This is a genomic window from Streptomyces sp. NPDC026659, from assembly GCF_040638245.1.
Taxonomy (GTDB): domain Bacteria; phylum Actinomycetota; class Actinomycetes; order Streptomycetales; family Streptomycetaceae; genus Streptomyces.
Window position 1 is genome coordinate 176,834 of sequence record NZ_JBEZXY010000010.1, and the last position, 17,164, is coordinate 193,997.

The following is a 17,164-nucleotide window of genomic DNA, read 5'->3' on the forward strand; positions in this document are numbered from 1 at the left end:
GTCACATCTAGAGAAAGGTAAGGGCAAACCGGGTGAAAGGGGACGCGCGACGCGTCCCGGTGCGTCGGGCCGACACCCCGCTACTCCTGCGTCGGCAGCCAGTTGCCGTGCAGGCCGAGCGGGACGCGCACCGGGACGCGCACCCGTGCGAGCGGGCCGTCCGCCGGGTCCTCGACCGGGAACACCAGCAGCCGGGCGCTGTCGTACGTGCGGTCGGTGGCGAAGGTCGGCCAGTACCCGTGACTGTCGCCCTGGTGTCCGGGGGAGGGGGCGAACGTCGGTTCCCCTACGGAGAGTTGACCTCCGTACCAGGTGGCGGCCGGTGTGTTCGGGGCGCCGGTGTCGTACCAGCGCAGCGCGTCGAACTCGCCCGGCAGGAGGCCGTCCGTCCGGCGGCTGTCCGCTGCGACCGCGATCCGGCGGTGACGGCGGCCGATCCGGCGGTCGTCGATGCGCGGGAACTCCACGGGGGTGTCGTCCAGGGGTGTGCGCCGCATCCGCCCCGAGACCGGGTCGACGACGGCGCGGACCAGGTGGCTGACGTTGGGGGTGCCGTCCGAACCGGACTCGCCCAGGGACAGCCGGGTCCACTGCACGTACTCCAGGACCACACTGTCGTCCGTCTCGTCGTCGTAGGCGTTCATGGTGTGCCACAGCCAGAACGCCTCGTCCTGAGCCCAGCGCACCGGCGAGCCGTCGCGCGGGATCAGCGCGATCCGGGTGCCCGCGTCGGGCCGCCATTCGATCAGCGAGCCGCCGGAAAGCGCGGCGGAGACGTCGAAGAAGACGGGGGCGAGCACCAGTACCAGGTAGCGGCCGGCGAGTGCCATGTCGTGGATCATCATCGGCTCGTCCACGTCCTCGACGGGCACGGGTCCGCGTGTGGCCGTGCCGTCCAGGGAGATCAGGGACCAGGTGAGGTGCGGCGGTTCCAGTCCGTAGCGGAACACGGCCATCTCGCCGGTCACCGGGTCGGTCTTCGGGTGAGCGGTGATGCCGGCCGGCAGCGTGCCGCCGAAGGTCTCCTTGTCGAGGGTCTCCAGCTCCGGGCTCAGCCGGAACGGGCACTCCGACTCCGCGAGGGCGAGCAGTCGGCCCGCATGCCGGACCACGTTGATGTCGGGCATGTCCCGGAAGGTGTGGGCGAGTCGAGGGCCCACCTCCTCGGGGCCCGGCGTGATCATCGACTCGACCCCGCCCCGCAGCGTCCGGCCCGCTCTCTCCTCGGCGCGCAGTGCGGGGGTGCGCACGAAACGGTTGCGGTAGCGGGCGCGGCCGTGTTCGAGTCAGACGCCGTACAGCATGCCGTCCCCGTCGATCGGATACAGATGCGAGCCGATCGGGGTGAAGCGCGGGTTGGGGCCGTTGCGCAGGTAGACCCCGTCCAGATCGCCGGGAAGATGTCCCTCCACCCGCAGGCCGACCTCGCGGTCATGGCGGGCCTCCCGAGCGGCGGAAGTGGGGTCGGCCGCTCTCTCATCGTGGCGCCGCCGGGCCGCTCATGCATCCGCGTGGCGGGGAAGCCACCAGATTAGGACAACAGAGTGATTCTCGAATGAGATTTCCGTATGTTTTCCGGCGATTTCGGACCCTGTTCGCAAGGGGCGAGGGAAACGCCGAACCGGTTCTTCACGGCATCGGGAAAATGGACGAACATATCGTCGCATGGACATTTTGCTGGTCGCCAGCGCGTTCAACAGCCTCTGTCAACGGGTCTACGCGGAACTGTCCGATCAGGGTCACATCGTGGACGTCGTCCTCGCCACCCACGGCCCCGAACCGGTCCGCGCCGCCGTCCGCGAGAGGCGCCCCGAGCTGATCGTCGCGCCCATGCTGAAGAGTGCCCTCCCCGAGGACGTGTGGCGGGAACACGTCTGTCTGATCGTGCACCCCGGGCCCCCCGGAGACCGCGGCCCCTCCTCCCTGGACTGGGCGATCGCCGAGGACGCCACCCACTGGGGCGTGACCGTCCTCCAGGCCGAGGCCGCCATGGACGCGGGCGCCGTCTGGGCCTCCGAGATCTTCCCGGTGCCCGCCGTCGGCAAGAGCGACCTCTACCGCAACGAGGCCGCCGACGCCGCCGCGGCCGCCGTACGCCTCGCCGTCCGCCGCTACGCCGAGGGTTCCTACAAGCCCCGCCCGCAGACCGGCGAGTGGCCCACCGTGGTCTGGCGGGACTACTTCCGCCAGGACCGCCGCCGCGTCGACTGGGCCCACGACGACACCGCCACCGTCCTGCGCAAGCTGCGCGGCGCCGACTCCCAGCCCGGCGTCCTCGACGAACTCCTCGGCCGCGAGGTCTTCCTGCACGGCGGCCACCCCGAGGACCAACTGCACGGCCGCCCGGGCGACTTGATCGCCACCCGCAACGGCGCCGTCTGCCGCGCCACCCGCGACGGCGCCGTATGGATCCCCGAACTGCGCCCGCGCAAGAGCACCGGCGACCCGGCGCCCTTCCGCCGCCCCGCCGCCACCGTCCTCGCCTCCTGGGCGCCCGAGTACGCGGCCGCGCTCCCCGAGTCGACCGTCCCTCTCGAACTCCCCGGGGACCGGCGCACCTGGTCCGACATCCGCTACCGGCAGCGCGGCGACACCGGCTTCCTGAGCTTCGCCTTCCCCGGCGGCGCCATGAGCACCGACCAGTGCCGCCGCCTGCTCGCCGCCTACGAGTACGCCCTCGCCCGGCCCACCCCCGTACTGGTCCTCGGCGGCGCCCGCGACTTCTTCTCCAACGGCATCCACCTCAACGTCATCGAGGGCGCCGCCGACCCCGGCGCGGAGTCCCGGGACAACCTCGGCGCCATGGACGACCTCGTGGAGGCCGTCCTGCGCACCACCGACCGGCTGGTCGTCGCCGCGCTCGCCGGGAACGCCGCCGCCGGGGGCGCCATGCTCGCCCTCGCCGCCGACGAGGTGTGGTGCCGCACCGGCGCCGTCCTCAACCCGCACTACCGGCGGATGGGCCTGTACGGCTCCGAGTACTGGACCTACAGCCTGCCGCGCCGCGCCGGGGACGCCACCGCGCACCGCCTGACCACCGAGGCGCTTCCGGTCAGCGCCGAACACGCCGCCCGGCTCGGCCTGGTGGACCGCCTGGTGCCCACCGGCGCCGGGGAGTTCGCCCCCGCTGTCGAGATCATGGCCGCCGACCTCGCCGCGAGCCCCGGCCTCGCCGCCCGCATCACCGCCAAGTCGGCCGCCCGCCGCGCCGACGAGGAACGACGGCCGCTCTCGGAGTACCGGCGCGACGAACTCGCCCGGATGCACGCCCTCTTCGACGACCCCACCGCGCCCTACCACGCGCTGCGCTCCGCGTTCGTCCGCAAACAGCCCTCGGCCTCCGTACGGCCGCTCGCCACCGCTCCCGGGGAGGCGTCGTGAACGGCGCCACCGAACGGCTCCTCGTCGCCGGAGTCGGCAACATCTTCCTCGCCGACGACGCCTTCGGCCCCGAGGTGATCCGCGCCCTGGAGGAACGCCCGCTGCCCGCCGGGGTCACCGTGCGGGACTTCGGCATCCGGGGCATGGACCTCGCCTACACCCTGCTGGACGGCTGCGCGACCGCCGTCCTGGTCGACACCGCGCAACGCGGGCACCCGCCCGGCACCCTGTCCCTGATCGAGGCAGAGCCCCCCGACGCCACCACCGTGCCCGAGGCCCACGGCATGGACCCGCAGAAGGTGCTCGCCCTCGCCGCCCACCTGGGCGACGAACCCCTGCCCCGCGTCCTCGTCCTGGCCTGCGAGCCCGCCGTGCTGCCGCGCGGCGACGAGGACATCGCCCCCGGCCTCAGCGGCCCCGTGCGCGAGGCCGTCGGCCGGGCCGTCGACGCCCTGCACGTCCTCGTGCCCGTCCTGCTGGCCGACCCGGCCGCACCCGCGCCCCCATTGGGCCGCCCGATGGAATCCGGGCCCCCGCGCGCGGCTGCGCTGCCCGCCCTCGCGGCCGACGGCGCCGAAGATCGGTGAGAGCCCGGGCCGTGCCCGACACGGCCCGGCGACCGTTCTTCCCGCCACCCGAGGAGCTGCGCCATGTGCGAGGCCGATCTCAGACAGGCCGTCCTGGCCAAGAACGACGACCTCGCCGCGCGGCTGCGCGACGACCTCGCCCGGCAGGGCGTCACCGTCGTCAACCTGCTCTCCAGCCCCGGCAGCGGCAAGACCGAACTCCTCGGCCGCGTCCTCGCCCGCGCCGTCGAACGGGGCGTCCCGGTGGCCGCCCTCACCGCCGACCTCGCCACCGAGAACGACGCCGTACGCCTCGCCCGCTCCGGCGCCCCCGTCCAGCAGCTCCTCACCGACGGGCTGTGTCACCTGGAGGCGGCCCAGGTCCGCGACCGGCTCACCGGCTGGCTCCCGCCGGGCACCCGCGCGCTCTTCGTCGAGAACGTCGGCAACCTCGTCTGCCCCGCCTCCTACGACCTCGGCGAGACCCTGCGCATCGCCCTCATGGCCGTCACCGAGGGCGAGGACAAACCCCTGAAGTACCCCACCGCCTTCGGCTCCGCCCACCTCGTCGTCATCACCAAGACCGACCTCGCGGAGCCCGCCGGCTTCGACGAGGACGCCTTCCGCGCGAACGTACACCGGGTCAACCCGGGGGTGGAGATCGTCCGTTCGTGCGCCCGGAGCGGGGACGGGGTGGACGCGCTCCTCGAGTACGTGCTCTCGGCGCCCGACGCCGTTCCGCACCGGCCCCCTCTCGCACCCGGACCGCACGGACACGGGCACAGTCACAGTCGCGATCACGACCATGGTCCCGATGGGGCGCACAGCCACGGTCCCGCCACCGCCGCCGCGCCCCGTTCATGACCGCCCCGGCGACCGGTACGGTCCGCCGGCGTCTCACCGTGCGCGGCACGGTGCAGGGCGTCGGCTTCCGGCCCCATGTGCACCGGCTCGCCGACGGCCTCGCGCTCGCCGGGTATGTGAGCAACACCGGCGACGGGGTCGTCATCGAGGTCGAGGGCCCCGCGGACGGGGTCGGCCGGTTCTGCGCCCTGCTGGCCGAACAGCCGCCGCCGCTCGCCCGGGTGACCGGCATCGGCCACGAGGACCTGCCCGCCACCGGGTCGACGGAACCGTTCACCATCCGCCCCACCGATTCCCCCGAAGGCCGAACCCAGCTCCCGCCCGACACCGCCACCTGCGCCGACTGCCTGCGCGAACTGGCCGCCCTCGCCGACCGCCGCCACCGGCACCCCTTCGTCACCTGCACCCACTGCGGCCCCCGCTTCACCATCGCCACCGCGATGCCTTACGACCGCGCCGCCACCACCATGGCCGCCTTCCCTATGTGCCCCGCCTGCGCCCGCGAGTACGCAGACCCCGCCGACCGGCGCTTCCACGCCCAGCCCGTCGCCTGCCCCGACTGCGGCCCCGAACCGACCCTGCTCCCCGCCCCCGGCACCCCGATCCGCCCCGCGCGCGGCGCCGAAGCCCTGGCCGGGGCACGCGAACTGCTCGACGCGGGCCGGATCGTCGCCGTCAAGGGCCTCGGCGGCTACCACCTGGCCTGCGACGCCACCGACGCCGAAGCCGTCGCCACCCTGCGCCGCCGCAAGGAGCGCGGCGGCAAGGCGTTCGCGGTCATGTGCGCCGACCTCGCCACCGCCGAACGCCTCGCGGTCCTCTCCGACGCCGAACGCGCCGTGCTCACGGGCCCGTCGCGCCCCATCGTCCTGCTGCGCGCGCGGACGACGGTCAGTGGACCCCGTCTGGCCCAAGAGGTGTGCCCCGGCAGCCCGCACGTGGGTGTCCTGCTGCCCTACACCCCCGTCCACACCCTGCTCTTCGGGCTCCCCGGCGATCCTCCAGGACCGCGCGCCCTCGTCATGACCAGCGGCAACCGCTCCGGCGAGCCCATCGTCACCGACGACGCCGAGGCGCTGATCAGGCTCGCCGGACTGGCCGACGCCTGGCTCACGCACGACCGGCCCATCGCCTCCCCCTGCGACGACTCCCTGGTGCGGGTGCGCGCCGACGGCAGCACGCAGGTCCTGCGCCGCTCGCGCGGGTACGTCCCGCGCCCGCTGACCCTCCCGGTGCCCGTGCGGCCCGCGCTCGCGGTTGGCGGCGACCTGAAGAACGCCCTCTGTCTCGGCGAGGGCGACCAGGCGTGGTTCGGCCCGCACATCGGGGACATGGGCGACCTGGCCACCCTGGAGGCCGCCCGCCGCGCCGAGGTCCACCTCGCCACCCTCACCGGCGTCACCCCGGAACTTGTCGCCGCCGACCGGCACCCCGGTTACCACTCCACCGCCCACGCCCGCCGCCGCGCCGCCGAGGCGGGGCTGCCCGACCCCGTCCTGGTCCAGCACCACCACGCCCACGTCGCCTCCGCGATGGCCGAGCACGGCCTCGACGGCACGACCCCCGTCATCGGCGTCGCCTTCGACGGCACCGGGTACGGCGACGACGGCACGGTGTGGGGCGGCGAGATCCTGCTCGCCGACTACACCGGGCACCGGCGCCTGGCCCACCTCACCCCGGCCCCGCTGCCCGGTGGCGACGCGGGCGTGGCCAACCCGTGCCGCATCGCGCTGGCCCGACTGTGGGCGGCGGGCTTGGAGTGGACGCCGGACCTGCCGAGCTTCCTGGCCTGTACGCCGGACGAACTCGCCGTCCTCAGACAGCAGTTGACCCGGCAGGTGAACTGTGTCCCGACCTCCAGCATGGGCCGCCTCTTCGACGCCGTGGCCTCCCTCGTCGGCGCCTGCCACCGCGCCGGGCACGAGGCGCAGGCCGCCCTGACGCTGGAGGCGCTCGCGACCAGGGCCCGGGACGCGGACCCGGTGGCGTACCCCTTCGGGATCGGGGCGGGCCCGCCGGACGGCTGGCAGCTGGACCCCGCGCCCCTGCTCCGGGCCCTGGTCGAGGACGTGCGCCGGGGTGTTCCGGCGCCGGTCATGGCGGCCCGCTTCCACCGGGGCGTGGCCCGCGCGGTCGCCGAGGTGTGCCGTCGCGCCCGTGCCGCCACCGGCCTGACCGTCACGGCCCTCACCGGGGGCGTCTTCGCCAACGCCCTGCTGGAGGAGGAGAGCGCCGCCCTGCTCACGGCGGACGGGTTCACCGTCCTGCGGCACGGCGAAGTGCCGCCGGGCGACGGCGGACTGGCGCTCGGACAGCTCATGGTCGCCGCGCACACGGCACGGCCATGACGAGCCCGCTGACCCGCGGCTCGGCACACGACGACGAGACGGAGTGACCCATGTGTCTTGCAGTGCCCGGCAAGGTCGTGGCCATCGACGATGGCGCCGACCCGCGCACCGGGCTGGTCGACTTCGGCGGGGTGCGGAAACAGGCCTGTCTGGAGTATCTGCCCGACGTCCAGGTGGGGGAGTACGTCATCGTCCACGTCGGCTTCGCCCTCCAGAAGCTCGACGAGGAGTCCGCGCGGGCCTCGCTCGAACTCTTCGAGCAACTCGGCCTGCTGGAAGAGGAGTTCGGCGACGCCTGGGAGCAGGCGGAGCGCCAGGGAAGCGGGAGCGAGAACCGGTGAAGTACATCGAGGAGTTCAACGACCCGGCGCTGGCCCGCCGTCTGCTCGACGAGATCCGCGGCACCGCCACCCGGCCCTGGGCCCTGATGGAGGTCTGCGGCGGCCAGACCCACTCCATCATCCGGCACGGCATCGACCAACTCCTGCCGGAGCAAGTCGAGTTGATCCACGGCCCTGGCTGTCCGGTCTGCGTCACCCCGCTCGACGTCATCGACAAGGCGCTCGCCATCGCCGCCCGCCCGGACGTCGTCTTCTGCTCCTTCGGCGACATGCTGCGCGTGCCCGGCACCGACCGAGACCTGTTCCGGGTCAAGGGCGAGGGCGGCGACGTACGCGTGGTCTACTCCCCGCTCGACGCGCTCGACCTCGCGCGCCGCAACCCGGACCGCCAAGTGGTGTTCTTCGCCATCGGGTTCGAGACCACCGCGCCCGCCAACGCCATGGCCGTGCACCAGGCCCGTCGCCTCGGCCTGGACAACTTCAGCCTGCTCGTCTCCCACGTCCGCGTCCCCCCGGCCATCGAGGCGATCATGACCGCCCCCGAGTGCCGGGTGCAGGGCTTCCTCGCCGCCGGGCACGTGTGCAGCGTGATGGGCACCGAGGAATACCCGGAGCTGGCCGCACGGCACAAGGTGCCGATGGTCGTCACCGGCTTCGAACCCCTCGACATCCTGGAGGGCATCCGGCGCGCCGTCCACCAACTGGAGCGCGGCGAGCACCGGGTGGAGAACGCCTACCCCCGCGCCGTGCGCGAGGAGGGCAACCCCGCCGCCCGGCGCATGATCGAGGAGGTCTTCGAGGTCACCGACCGCAACTGGCGCGGCATCGGCCGCATCCCGGCCAGCGGCTGGCGCCTGTCGGAGGCGTTCCGGGCGTACGACGCCGAGCACCGCTTCGACGTGACCGGCATCCGCACCGAGGAACCCGCCGTCTGCCGGGCCGGGGAAGTCCTCCAGGGCCTCATCAAGCCCACCGAGTGCGAGGCGTTCGGCACCTCCTGCACCCCGCGCACCCCGCTCGGCGCCACCATGGTCTCCAGCGAGGGCGCCTGCGCCGCGTACTACCTGTACCGGCGGATGGCCGGCGCCCCGGTCTCGCCCGGGTCGCGCATCCCCCGAGAGGAGATGAACCCCGTTGGCTGACCTCGCCACCGAGACAACCGTCGACCCCGCCAACTGGTCCTGCCCCGCGCCCCTGCGCGACCAGGGCGTCGTCGTCATGGGCCACGGCGGGGGCGGCGCCCTCTCCGCCGAGCTGATGGAGCAGGTCTTCGCCCCGGCCTACGGCAACCCGGTCCTGGCCGCGCTCACCGACTCCGCCGTCCTCCAACTCGGCGGCGCCAGACTGGCGTTCTCCACCGACTCCTATGTGGTGCGCCCGCTGTTCTTCCCCGGCGGCTGCCTCGGCGACCTCGCCGTCAACGGCACGGTCAACGATCTCGCGATGAGCGGGGCCCAACCAGCCTATCTGTCCACGGCGTTCGTCCTGGAGGAGGGCGTCGGGCTCGACGTCGTCGCACGGATCGCCCGCGCCGTCGGCACCGCCGCCGAGGCGGCCGGGGTCACCGTCGCCACCGGCGACACCAAGGTGGTCGAGTCCGGACACGGCGACGGCGTCTACGTCACCACCGCCGGGGTCGGCCTCGTCCCCGACGGCGTCGACATCCGTCCCCAGCGCGCCCGCCCCGGCGACGCGGTGATCGTCAGCGGCCCGATCGGGCTGCACGGGGTCGCCGTGATGAGCGTGCGCGAAGGGCTGGAGTTCGGCGTCGAGATCGCCTCGGACACCGCGCCGCTCGCCGGGCTCGTCGCCACCATGCTCGACGTCACCCCCGATCTGCACGTCCTGCGCGACCCCACCCGGGGCGGCCTCGGCGCCGCCCTCAACGAGATCGCCCGCGCCTCCGGCACCGGCGTACGCCTCACCGAACGGGCCGTACCCGTACCCGACGAGGTGGCCAACGCCTGCGGGTTCCTCGGCCTCGACCCGTTCTACGTCGCCAACGAGGGCAGGCTCGTCGCCTTCGTACCCCGTGAGCACGCCGACGCCGTGCTCGCCGCGATGCGTGCCCACCCGCAGGGCGCCGGGGCCGCGCTGATCGGGGAGTGCGTGGCGGAACACCCCGGGATGGTCACCGTGGCCACGGGACTCGGCGGCACCCGGGTGCTCGACCTGCCGCTCGGGGAGCAGTTGCCGCGCATCTGCTGATGGCGTTCGTCCGCACAAGCCGTGGGCCCCGCCTCGAAAGAGACGGGGCCCACGGCACGTACCGGCACTCAGGGCACCGGCTCCACCGCCGTGATCTCCAACTCCCGCCCGCTGCGCAGATCCTGCGAGGGCCGGTCGCAGCGCGGGCACCAGAAGAACGGCGGCATGCCCACCGCGAACTCCTCGACGCACGCCCCGCACCAGGCCACCGCCGTCACCTGCTCCACCACGAGCCGGGCCGAGGAGAGGGGGGTGCCGTCGCGTGCCACCTCGAAGGCGAAGTGCAGCGCGTCCGGCACCACCCCGGCCAGCTCGCCGACCCGGACCGTCACCGAGGAGACGTCCCCGCCGCCGTCGGCGCGGGCGATCTCCCCGGCGCGTTCCACGATCGCGGTCGCGATCGACAGCTCGTGCACGGCGGCCTCAGGGGTAGCGGTGGCCCGCGCCCAGGCCCCCGGTCATGCGGTAGATCTTGAGCTCCCGCACCATGCCGGGGATCTCTTTGACGAGGAGGACCAGCGTCAGCCCGGCCAGCAGGGCGGCCTGTGCGATCAGCACCTGCCTGCCCGAGACCAGGGGCTGCGCCGCCTCGTCCGCTCCGACGTGCTTCATGGCACTCACTTCCTGCTCTCTCATCCCGGGGGAATGTTCGGCATGACGTCCAGCAGCGCGTTGTGCTGCTTGGAGCGGACACCGGTGGAGCGGCGCGCGTCGGCGGTGCCGTCCTCGTGGTGCCCCGTCTGCTCCTGATAGGGGCCCTCGTTGCCCTGGTGCAGGCCCGGCACATGCGTCGGCGTGTCCGGCTTGACCTGCGGGCGGCCCACTCTGATCTTGCCCATGACGGTCTCCTCTCTGGGCTTCACGAACGCTCGGTGAGCTCCGCGAAGAACCGTTCGACGGCCGGCCAGACCCGGCCGCCGCCGGACAGCCCCCGCCACTCCTCGCGGACCAGGGCGACCATCCGGAAGCAGTCGTCGATCGGTACGATCCAGTGTTCCTCGTGTCCGCGCACCGTGTTGATCAGCAGCGCCTCCACGTCGGGCGTCATACCGGCCAGCGGCGGAACCGACTCGGCCAGCCCGTGCCAGGCGGCCGCGTCGATCTCCCAGCGCATCGCCCCGGCCGGGCTCGGCCCCTCTGCGGTCACCGAGCCGTCCGCCCGGGGCACGAAGAACACCAGGCCCACCGGCACACCCAGCGCCGCCGTGTCGACCGGTGCGAGCCGCACCCGGCGGCGCCGCACGAGCCGGTACCGGCCCCCGCCCGCGCCGTCGTCGGCGAACAGCACCGAGCAAGGGCCGCACACACAGCGCAGCCCGTCGGCCTCCGCCTCGTACAGATGGGCGTGCTCCTCGGCGACGGGCGCCGCGCACAGCTCGCACACCTCGGCCGCCGCCGTACGGCCCGCCGCGGCGCCGGAGCGGACGACCCGGGCCAGCGCCCCGCTCACCGCGCTCCCTGCGCCGCGCCCCGGCGGGTGAGCGTGGCCAGCGGGACGAACGCGGGCGGGGAGGTCCGCTCGGCCGTGACCGCCTCCACCCGCGTCAGCTCCGGCGCGGCGGCCAGCACCGCCGCGCGGACCACCTCGGCCACGTCGGGAGAGTCCGAGCCGCACCCGGCGCCGCAGCCACCGCCGCCCGGGTCCACCCGGACCCGCGCCACACCGCCCTCGACGCCCTCCCACTCCAGGTCGCCGCCGCGCTTGCGCACGGCGGGGCGCAGCCGCTCGACCGCGAGGGCGGCCCGCCGCTCCGGCGGCTCGGGGTGGATGCCGTGCAGCACCAGCAGATGCGCCAGCAGCTCGTCCTCGGCCAGCCGGTCGCGCAGCGCGTCGTCCGCGTGGTCCAGGACGCGGGCCAGCGCCTCGCCGTAGACCTCGGTCAGCAGCCCGACCGCACCCAGCGCCTCGCGGGCGGTGGAGCCGGAGTCGGACTCCAACTCGCCCAGCACGTGGTCGAGATGGGCCAGGCGCGTCTCCACCGCCGGGTCGTCGAGACGGCGGGCGTCCTCAGCCATGGTTCGCCCCGTACGTGGGCGAGTGCACGACGTCCAGCGTCCTGCCCTTGCCCATGTACATGTGCACGCCGCACGGCAGACAGGGGTCGAAACTGCGCACGGTGCGCATGATGTCGACGCCCTTGAAGTCGTCCGGGCCGTTCTCCTCGAAGATCGGCTGACCCTGCACCGCGTCCTCGTACGGGCCCGGTGTGCCGTAGATGTCGCGCGGGCTCGCGTTCCACGGGGTCGGCGGGTACGGGTGGTAGTTGGCGATCTTCTTGTCCTTGATCACCAGGTGGTGCGAGAGGACCCCGCGCACGGCCTCGTGGAAGCCGCAGCCGATCGCCTCGTCCGGGACCTCGAAGTCCTGGAACACCTTGGTCTCGCCCGCCCGCATCAGCTCCATGGACTCCTCCAGGAACTGGAGGGCCATCGCCGCCGCGTAGGCGACGAAGTACGGCCGCGCGCGGTCGCGTTCGATGGTGTTGCTCCACTTCGGGATGGACCACTCCAGTGTGGTCTCCGGGAGCGACTCGCCCTTGGGGAGCTGGATGCGCACCTTGCCGTTCGACGCCTTGACGTACTTGGTGTCGACCAGGCCGCTGAGCGCCGTCGACCACAGGCGCGCGAGCGGGCCGCCGCCGGTGTCGAGCGCGAGGTGCTTGTCGGTCTCCTTGTGGTACCAGCGCGGGCTCATGACCCAGCTGTAGTTGCCGTCGAACTCCCGCTTCTGCGGCACCGGGACGGTCGTCTGGTTCCACGGGTGCCGCATGTCGACCGGGTTGCCCAGCGGGTCGTGGGTGACGAACGGCTGCTCGTTGACCCAGTCGTCGTAGTACGAACTGCCCAGCATGATGCGGATGTTGAGGTTGATGTCGATCAGGTCGTTGGTGACCAGCTTGCCGTCGACGATGACGCCGGGCGTCACGTACATCGCCTTGCCCCACTCGTTCATCGAGGCGTAGCGGTAGTCGACGACCGCCGGGTCCTGCCAGGCGCCCCAGCAGCCGAGGAGGATGCGACGCCGGCCGACCTCCTCGTAGCCCGGCAGGGCCTCGTAGAAGAAGTCGAAGACGTCGTCGTTCATGGCGACGGCCTTCTTGATGAAGTCGATGATGTGCATCAGCCGGCTGAGGTAGTCCGTGAAGATGCTCGGCTGCGGCATCGTGCCGACACCGCCCGGGTAGAGCGTCGAGGGGTGGACGTGCCGTCCCTCCATGAGGCAGAACATCTCCCGGGTGACCCGGCTGATGCGCAGCGCCTCCTTGTAGACCTCGCCCTCGAAGGGGTTGAACGCCTTCATGATGTCGGCGATGGTCCGGAAGCCGTGGATGTGGCCCCGGGGCGCGTCGGTGCGCTCGGCACGGGCCAGCAGCCCGGGGTTGGTGGCCTTGACCATGGCCTCGCAGAAGTCCACGAACACCAGGTTGTCCTGGAAGATCGTGTGGTCGAACATGTACTCGGCGGCCTCGCCGAGGTTGGTGATGTGCTCCGCCATGGGCGGCGGCTTGATGCCGTACGCCATCTGCTGGGCGTAGTTGGAGCACGTGGTGTGGTTGTCGCCGCAGATACCGCAGATGCGCGAGGTGATGAACCCGGCGTCGCGCGGGTCCTTGCCCTTCATGAACACCGAGTAGCCGCGGAACAGCGACGAGGTGCTGTGGCACTCGGCGACTTCCCGGTTGGCGAAGTCGATCTTCGTGTAGATGCCCAGGTTGCCGATGATCCGGGTGATCGGATCCCACGACATGTCCACGAGCTGGGCCGGTTTGCGTCCCGTCGGCCGGGATTCGGTGGTCGTCATCTGCGGTGCTGCCCTCGCTGTCGGAGTTCGGCGGGTGGTGGGGGTGGTGGTGGTCGGGTCACGGTCCCGGCGGCCTCAGGCACGCCAGTACGGGTCGTAACCGCTGGTCAGCTTGCGCTTCTTGCCGCGCCACTTGGGCTCGTGGTTGACCATCTCGTTGGTCAGGCCGCGCAGTCGGCGCACCACGGCGCCGTACGGCTTGATGACCAGGGAGGACAGGGTGCCGCCGGGCGGCTCGTCCATGAACGGCATGAACGCGTCCGGGAATCCGGGCATCGTGCAGCCGATGCAGATGCCGCCGACGTTGGGGCAGCCGCCGATGCCGGCCATCCAGCCCCGCTTGGGCACGTTGCAGTTGACCACGGGGCCCCAGCAGCCGGTCTTCACCAGGCACTTGGGGGAGTTGTAGTCCAGCCCGAAGTCGCCCTGCTCGTAGTACGAGCCCCGGTCGCAGCCCTCGTGGACGGTCTTGCCGAACAGCCACTGCGGCCGCAGCATGTGGTCCAGCGGGGGCGGCGGGGCCGTACCGGCCGCGGTCTGGAGCACCCAGACCAGGACCTCCATGAAGTTCTCGGGCTGGATCGGGCAGCCCGGCACGTTGACGATCGGCAGCCCGGCCTGCGACTTGTAGTCCCAGCCGAGGTAGTCGGCCAGGCCCATCGAGCCGGTCGGGTTGCCCGCCATGCCGTGGATGCCGCCGTAGGTGGCGCACGTACCGGCGGCGACCACCGCCCACGCCTTCGGCGCGAGCTGGTCGATCCACCAGTTGATCGTCTGCGGCTGCCCGGTCTTCGGGTCGTTGCCGAACGACGTCCAGAAGCCGTCGCCCTCGATGATCTCCTGGTTCGGCACCGAGCCCTCGACGACGAGGATGAACGGGGTGTCCAGCTCGCCGCGCGCCGCCGCCCGGTAGGGAGCGAGGAAGTCCTCGCCGCCCAGGCTCGGCGACAGCACCTTGTTGACCAGGTTGACCTTGGGCAGCCCGGGGATCACGCCAAGGACCACGTCCTCGATGGAGGGCTGCATGGCCGCCGTCAGCGAGACGGTGTCGCCGTCGCAGCTCATGCCCTCCGATATCCAGAGGATGGTGATCTCGTCCATGCCCTTGGCTTCGGTGGTGGGGCTCTGCGTGGTCATGTCGCCTGCCTTCGCTGCGGTCGGTCGCCGAGGGGCTCGACCTCGTCGGGTCGGAAGTAGTGGAATCGGCCGTACCAGCCGTGCAGTTCGGCCGCCGGATCGTCGTCTACGGTCACCGCGAGATGCGTGCTGCCGTCCACGTCGTGGAAGACCGCGGACACGTGTGCCGCCCGCCCCTCCAGGAACATGTCCTGCGCGTCCGAGCCCCGCTTGCGCGGACGCAGCCGCACCGGAGTGCCGCCGCCGACCTCCACACCGTCCACGAGCACGGTGTCGGTCGTGGGGGACAGGCCCTCGTCACCGCCCTCCTGCCACCAGGCGGGGCGCGCGCCGGCCGGGTCGGGTGCCGGGGAAGCCGGGGACGTCGGGGACGTCGGGGACAGCGAGCGGATGGCGCCGTGCAGCCGGGAGAACACCTCCTGGGGCATCGTGTCCACGCGGTCGAGGATGTGCGCGGCGCGCGGGTCGGTGGCTCGGGCCTCGGCCTTCTCCTCGTCGGTCAGCAGCATCGTGCGCAGCGTCAGGATCTCGTCGATCTCCGCCGCGTCGTGCAGATCGCCCGGACTCTCGGGGGCCACCTGCGGATGGTCGGGAAGGATGATGGGGGAGGAGAGCAGCACCGGCCCCGTGCAGCCGTCGTCCGTGCCGTCCGTCTCCGGCGCGGGTCCGCCGAGCACCGGGAAGGTGAAGGCGTTGCGGCAGCCGCGCGTCTGCGCGCGAAGTGCCTCCGGCGGGTCGATCAGGGACACGAACTCCAGGCCCGTACCGCCGAGCAGGGTGTGGGCGGCGAGCAGCGCGTGCCGGAGCACCTCGCCGCGCGCGCCGCCGGTCTCGGGGGCCCGCCCGGTGTTCTCGGTGCGTACGCACACCCGGTAGAGGCCGTCCGCGAGCCGTTCGGCCCCGGCCGTGGTACGGGCCCGTACCGCCTCGCGGGTGCGCACGACCCGCCCGGCGCCCTTGGACAGCTCCTCCGTCTCGCGGGCGGCGGGCGCGCCCGACGGCGCCGTGCACACGCCGCGCAGCAGGTCGGCCAGCGGCCACACCAGCTCCACCTCGTGCGGTACGGCCTCGTCGAAGCTGAGCTGGACCCCGCCGTCCGCCGTCAGCAGGGACTCGACCGGCCGGTGCCCGCAGTCGCCGTCGGCCGCCTCGACCTGTTTGCGCTGCAGCTGGAGGTAACGCACCCGCACCTTGAGCGCCGCGTCCGGGCCCTCGGCGCGCACCAGGCACTCGGTCCGCTGGTACCAGGAGTCCGCCGAGCCGGAGATGCCCTCGGTGACCGGGCCGTCCGTCTCCACCCAGTCCCGGGGCGGCAGCACCCCGAATTGCCAGCGGACGCGGTTCTTGGCCGAGGAGCGGCGGTACGGGTAGAGCAGATAGCCCTCGTAGAGGACGGCGTCGGCGACCGCGCCCACCCCGGCGAAGACGTCGGCCGGGCCGGTGTCCGGGATCGTCCCGGTGGCCGGGGCGGGGCCGTCACCGGGCGCGAAGGCACACGCCGTGCCGCCCTCGCCGCTCGTGTCCACCATGCCGCCTCCTCGCCGTGCCGGTGCAGTGGTCCATGCCTTCCACTCACCGTCACATCCGTCACGCGACCTCGCCCCTCAGACCCACGCCGGTTGGGCCGGGCGGGTGAGTGGGCATATGCGGGCGGCGGTTTCCCGGCCGGGCCGCTCTAGTCGCCTTCCGTGCCCGGGTGGTCGTCCGCCGCGTGGCCCGGGTGATCGTCTCCCGCGTGGCCCGGGTGGTCGTCGGCCGCGTGCTCCCCCTGCGCCGCGTCCTCGCGCCGCGCGCGCCGTGACCGCACCGCCTCCACCAGCAGCGGGATCAGGGAGAGGACGACGATGACGCCGACCAGCGGCAGCAGATAGTCGTCCACGTGGGACACCGAGGAGCCGAGGGCGTACCCCACGAGCACCAGGCTCTGCGACCAGAGCACCCCGCCCACCGTCTGCCACAGCGTGAACGTGCCGAGCGGCACACCGAGGGCGCCCGCCGCCGGGTGCAGCACCGAGCGCAGCATGGGGATGAAGCGGCCGATGACCAGCGCCTTGCCGTAGCCGTAGCGGGCCAGGAGCCGTTCCGCGCGCTCCGCGCCCTCCTTCACCCGCCTGCTGGAGGTACGGGTCAGCAGCGGGCGGCCGCCGTGCCGCCCGATGAGGTAGCCGACCTGAGCGCCCGCCACCGCCCCGGCCGCGGCGCACAGCATCACCTGCCAGAGGACCAGCCGGGGCGGCTGCCCGTCGGCCCCGGCGCACAGCACCCCGGCCGGGAAGAGGAGCGTGTCGCCGGGCAGGAAGAAGCCGACGACCAGCAGACCCGACTCCGCGAACGTCACCACCAGAACGCCGAGCGCGCCGAAGGCGGCCAGCAGCGAGGCGCTGTCCGTGGGGTTGACGGCTTCCACCCCATCGCCTCCCCGGTCCGTCGCTCGGTAGCCTCCCGGCAAGTGTCGCCCGGACCCGGCTGCCCCGCCCGCAGACGACGCGTCCCCGGTGTCCGGAACGCGGGCCGCGC

Annotated in this window: 16 protein-coding genes and 1 pseudogene; 7 read left to right on the top strand and 10 right to left on the bottom strand. The window is 72.9% G+C overall.

The window, feature by feature from the left end; all coding sequences use genetic code 11:
• Positions 1 to 80: 80 nt before the first annotated feature.
• Positions 81 to 1,418: pseudogene (locus AB0E91_RS24790) on the bottom strand (carotenoid oxygenase family protein); the annotation flags it as partial.
• A gap of 247 nt (positions 1,419 to 1,665) precedes the next feature.
• Between AB0E91_RS24790 and AB0E91_RS24795 the strand changes: the two are divergent.
• From AB0E91_RS24795 to hypE, 7 genes are all read left to right on the top strand, one after another.
• Positions 1,666 to 3,381 (top strand): enoyl-CoA hydratase-related protein, encoded by a 1,716-nt coding sequence (locus AB0E91_RS24795; protein WP_361785922.1) that lies wholly within the window; start codon positions 1,666 to 1,668, stop codon positions 3,379 to 3,381.
• Positions 3,378 to 3,968 (top strand): hydrogenase maturation protease, encoded by a 591-nt coding sequence (locus AB0E91_RS24800; RefSeq protein WP_361785925.1) that lies wholly within the window; start codon positions 3,378 to 3,380, stop codon positions 3,966 to 3,968. The genes AB0E91_RS24795 and AB0E91_RS24800 overlap by 4 nt, the downstream gene beginning before the upstream one ends.
• A gap of 63 nt (positions 3,969 to 4,031) precedes the next feature.
• On the top strand, positions 4,032 to 4,811 hold the full coding sequence (gene hypB, locus AB0E91_RS24805) for a hydrogenase nickel incorporation protein HypB (RefSeq protein WP_361785928.1): 780 nt from the start codon (positions 4,032 to 4,034) through the stop codon (positions 4,809 to 4,811).
• Positions 4,808 to 7,159 carry a carbamoyltransferase HypF gene (gene hypF / locus AB0E91_RS24810; RefSeq protein WP_361785931.1) on the top strand — a complete coding sequence of 784 codons (2,352 nt, stop codon included), beginning with the start codon at positions 4,808 to 4,810 and terminating at the stop codon, positions 7,157 to 7,159. The genes hypB and hypF overlap by 4 nt, the downstream gene beginning before the upstream one ends.
• A 50-nt stretch (positions 7,160 to 7,209) precedes the next feature.
• On the top strand, positions 7,210 to 7,500 hold the full coding sequence (locus AB0E91_RS24815; RefSeq protein WP_361785934.1) for a HypC/HybG/HupF family hydrogenase formation chaperone: 291 nt from the start codon (positions 7,210 to 7,212) through the stop codon (positions 7,498 to 7,500).
• Entirely contained in the window at positions 7,497 to 8,642 is a 1,146-nt protein-coding gene (gene hypD / locus AB0E91_RS24820; protein ID WP_361785937.1) for a hydrogenase formation protein HypD, read from the top strand. Before AB0E91_RS24815 ends, hypD begins: the two co-directional genes overlap by 4 nt.
• Entirely contained in the window at positions 8,635 to 9,708 is a 1,074-nt protein-coding gene (gene hypE, locus AB0E91_RS24825; protein WP_361785940.1) for a hydrogenase expression/formation protein HypE, read from the top strand. Before hypD ends, hypE begins: the two co-directional genes overlap by 8 nt.
• 68 nt (positions 9,709 to 9,776) lie before the next feature.
• On the opposite strand, the gene hypA is transcribed toward hypE, so the two are convergent.
• The 9 genes from hypA to AB0E91_RS24870 all read right to left on the bottom strand — a co-directional run bounded on the left by hypA (position 9,777) and on the right by AB0E91_RS24870 (position 17,054).
• Positions 9,777 to 10,124, bottom strand: a complete 348-nt coding sequence (hypA, locus tag AB0E91_RS24830; RefSeq protein WP_361785943.1) for a hydrogenase maturation nickel metallochaperone HypA — start codon at positions 10,122 to 10,124, stop codon at positions 9,777 to 9,779.
• A gap of 7 nt (positions 10,125 to 10,131) precedes the next feature.
• Positions 10,132 to 10,320 (bottom strand): hypothetical protein, encoded by a 189-nt coding sequence (locus AB0E91_RS24835; RefSeq protein ID WP_361785946.1) that lies wholly within the window; start codon positions 10,318 to 10,320, stop codon positions 10,132 to 10,134.
• Between the two features lie 20 nt (positions 10,321 to 10,340).
• On the bottom strand, positions 10,341 to 10,547 hold the full coding sequence (locus AB0E91_RS24840) for a hypothetical protein (protein WP_161183633.1): 207 nt from the start codon (positions 10,545 to 10,547) through the stop codon (positions 10,341 to 10,343).
• 20 nt (positions 10,548 to 10,567) lie between these two features.
• Positions 10,568 to 11,158, bottom strand: coding sequence for a DUF5947 family protein (locus AB0E91_RS24845; RefSeq protein WP_361785950.1), 591 nt, complete (start codon positions 11,156 to 11,158; stop codon positions 10,568 to 10,570).
• Positions 11,155 to 11,724: a NifU family protein gene (locus AB0E91_RS24850; RefSeq protein WP_361785953.1), complete on the bottom strand. Its 570-nt coding sequence runs from the start codon at positions 11,722 to 11,724 to the stop codon at positions 11,155 to 11,157. Before AB0E91_RS24850 ends, AB0E91_RS24845 begins: the two co-directional genes overlap by 4 nt.
• Positions 11,717 to 13,510, bottom strand: a complete 1,794-nt coding sequence (locus AB0E91_RS24855) for a nickel-dependent hydrogenase large subunit (RefSeq protein WP_361785956.1) — start codon at positions 13,508 to 13,510, stop codon at positions 11,717 to 11,719. Before AB0E91_RS24855 ends, AB0E91_RS24850 begins: the two co-directional genes overlap by 8 nt.
• Before the next feature lie 75 nt (positions 13,511 to 13,585).
• Positions 13,586 to 14,647 (bottom strand): hydrogenase expression protein HypE, encoded by a 1,062-nt coding sequence (locus tag AB0E91_RS24860; protein ID WP_361785959.1) that lies wholly within the window; start codon positions 14,645 to 14,647, stop codon positions 13,586 to 13,588.
• On the bottom strand, positions 14,644 to 16,176 hold the full coding sequence (locus AB0E91_RS24865; RefSeq protein ID WP_361785962.1) for a hypothetical protein: 1,533 nt from the start codon (positions 16,174 to 16,176) through the stop codon (positions 14,644 to 14,646). The genes AB0E91_RS24860 and AB0E91_RS24865 overlap by 4 nt, the downstream gene beginning before the upstream one ends.
• Positions 16,177 to 16,322: 146 nt before the next feature.
• Complete coding sequence (locus tag AB0E91_RS24870; RefSeq protein ID WP_361785965.1) at positions 16,323 to 17,054, bottom strand: DedA family protein; 732 nt, start codon at positions 17,052 to 17,054, stop codon at positions 16,323 to 16,325.
• Positions 17,055 to 17,164: the final 110 nt, after the last annotated feature.

Coding starts and splice junctions, on each gene's coding strand:
- AB0E91_RS24795 (WP_361785922.1), top strand. CDS start 1,666: ATGGACATTTTGCTGGTCGCCAGCGCGTTCAACAGCCTCTGTCAACGG.
- AB0E91_RS24840 (WP_161183633.1), bottom strand. CDS start 10,547: ATGGGCAAGATCAGAGTGGGCCGCCCGCAGGTCAAGCCGGACACGCCG.
- AB0E91_RS24855 (WP_361785956.1), bottom strand. CDS start 13,510: ATGACGACCACCGAATCCCGGCCGACGGGACGCAAACCGGCCCAGCTC.
- AB0E91_RS24860 (WP_361785959.1), bottom strand. CDS start 14,647: ATGACCACGCAGAGCCCCACCACCGAAGCCAAGGGCATGGACGAGATC.
- AB0E91_RS24835 (WP_361785946.1), bottom strand. CDS start 10,320: ATGAAGCACGTCGGAGCGGACGAGGCGGCGCAGCCCCTGGTCTCGGGC.
- AB0E91_RS24815 (WP_361785934.1), top strand. CDS start 7,210: ATGTGTCTTGCAGTGCCCGGCAAGGTCGTGGCCATCGACGATGGCGCC.
- hypB (WP_361785928.1), top strand. CDS start 4,032: ATGTGCGAGGCCGATCTCAGACAGGCCGTCCTGGCCAAGAACGACGAC.
- AB0E91_RS24850 (WP_361785953.1), bottom strand. CDS start 11,724: ATGGCTGAGGACGCCCGCCGTCTCGACGACCCGGCGGTGGAGACGCGC.
- hypF (WP_361785931.1), top strand. CDS start 4,808: ATGACCGCCCCGGCGACCGGTACGGTCCGCCGGCGTCTCACCGTGCGC.
- AB0E91_RS24865 (WP_361785962.1), bottom strand. CDS start 16,176: ATGGTGGACACGAGCGGCGAGGGCGGCACGGCGTGTGCCTTCGCGCCC.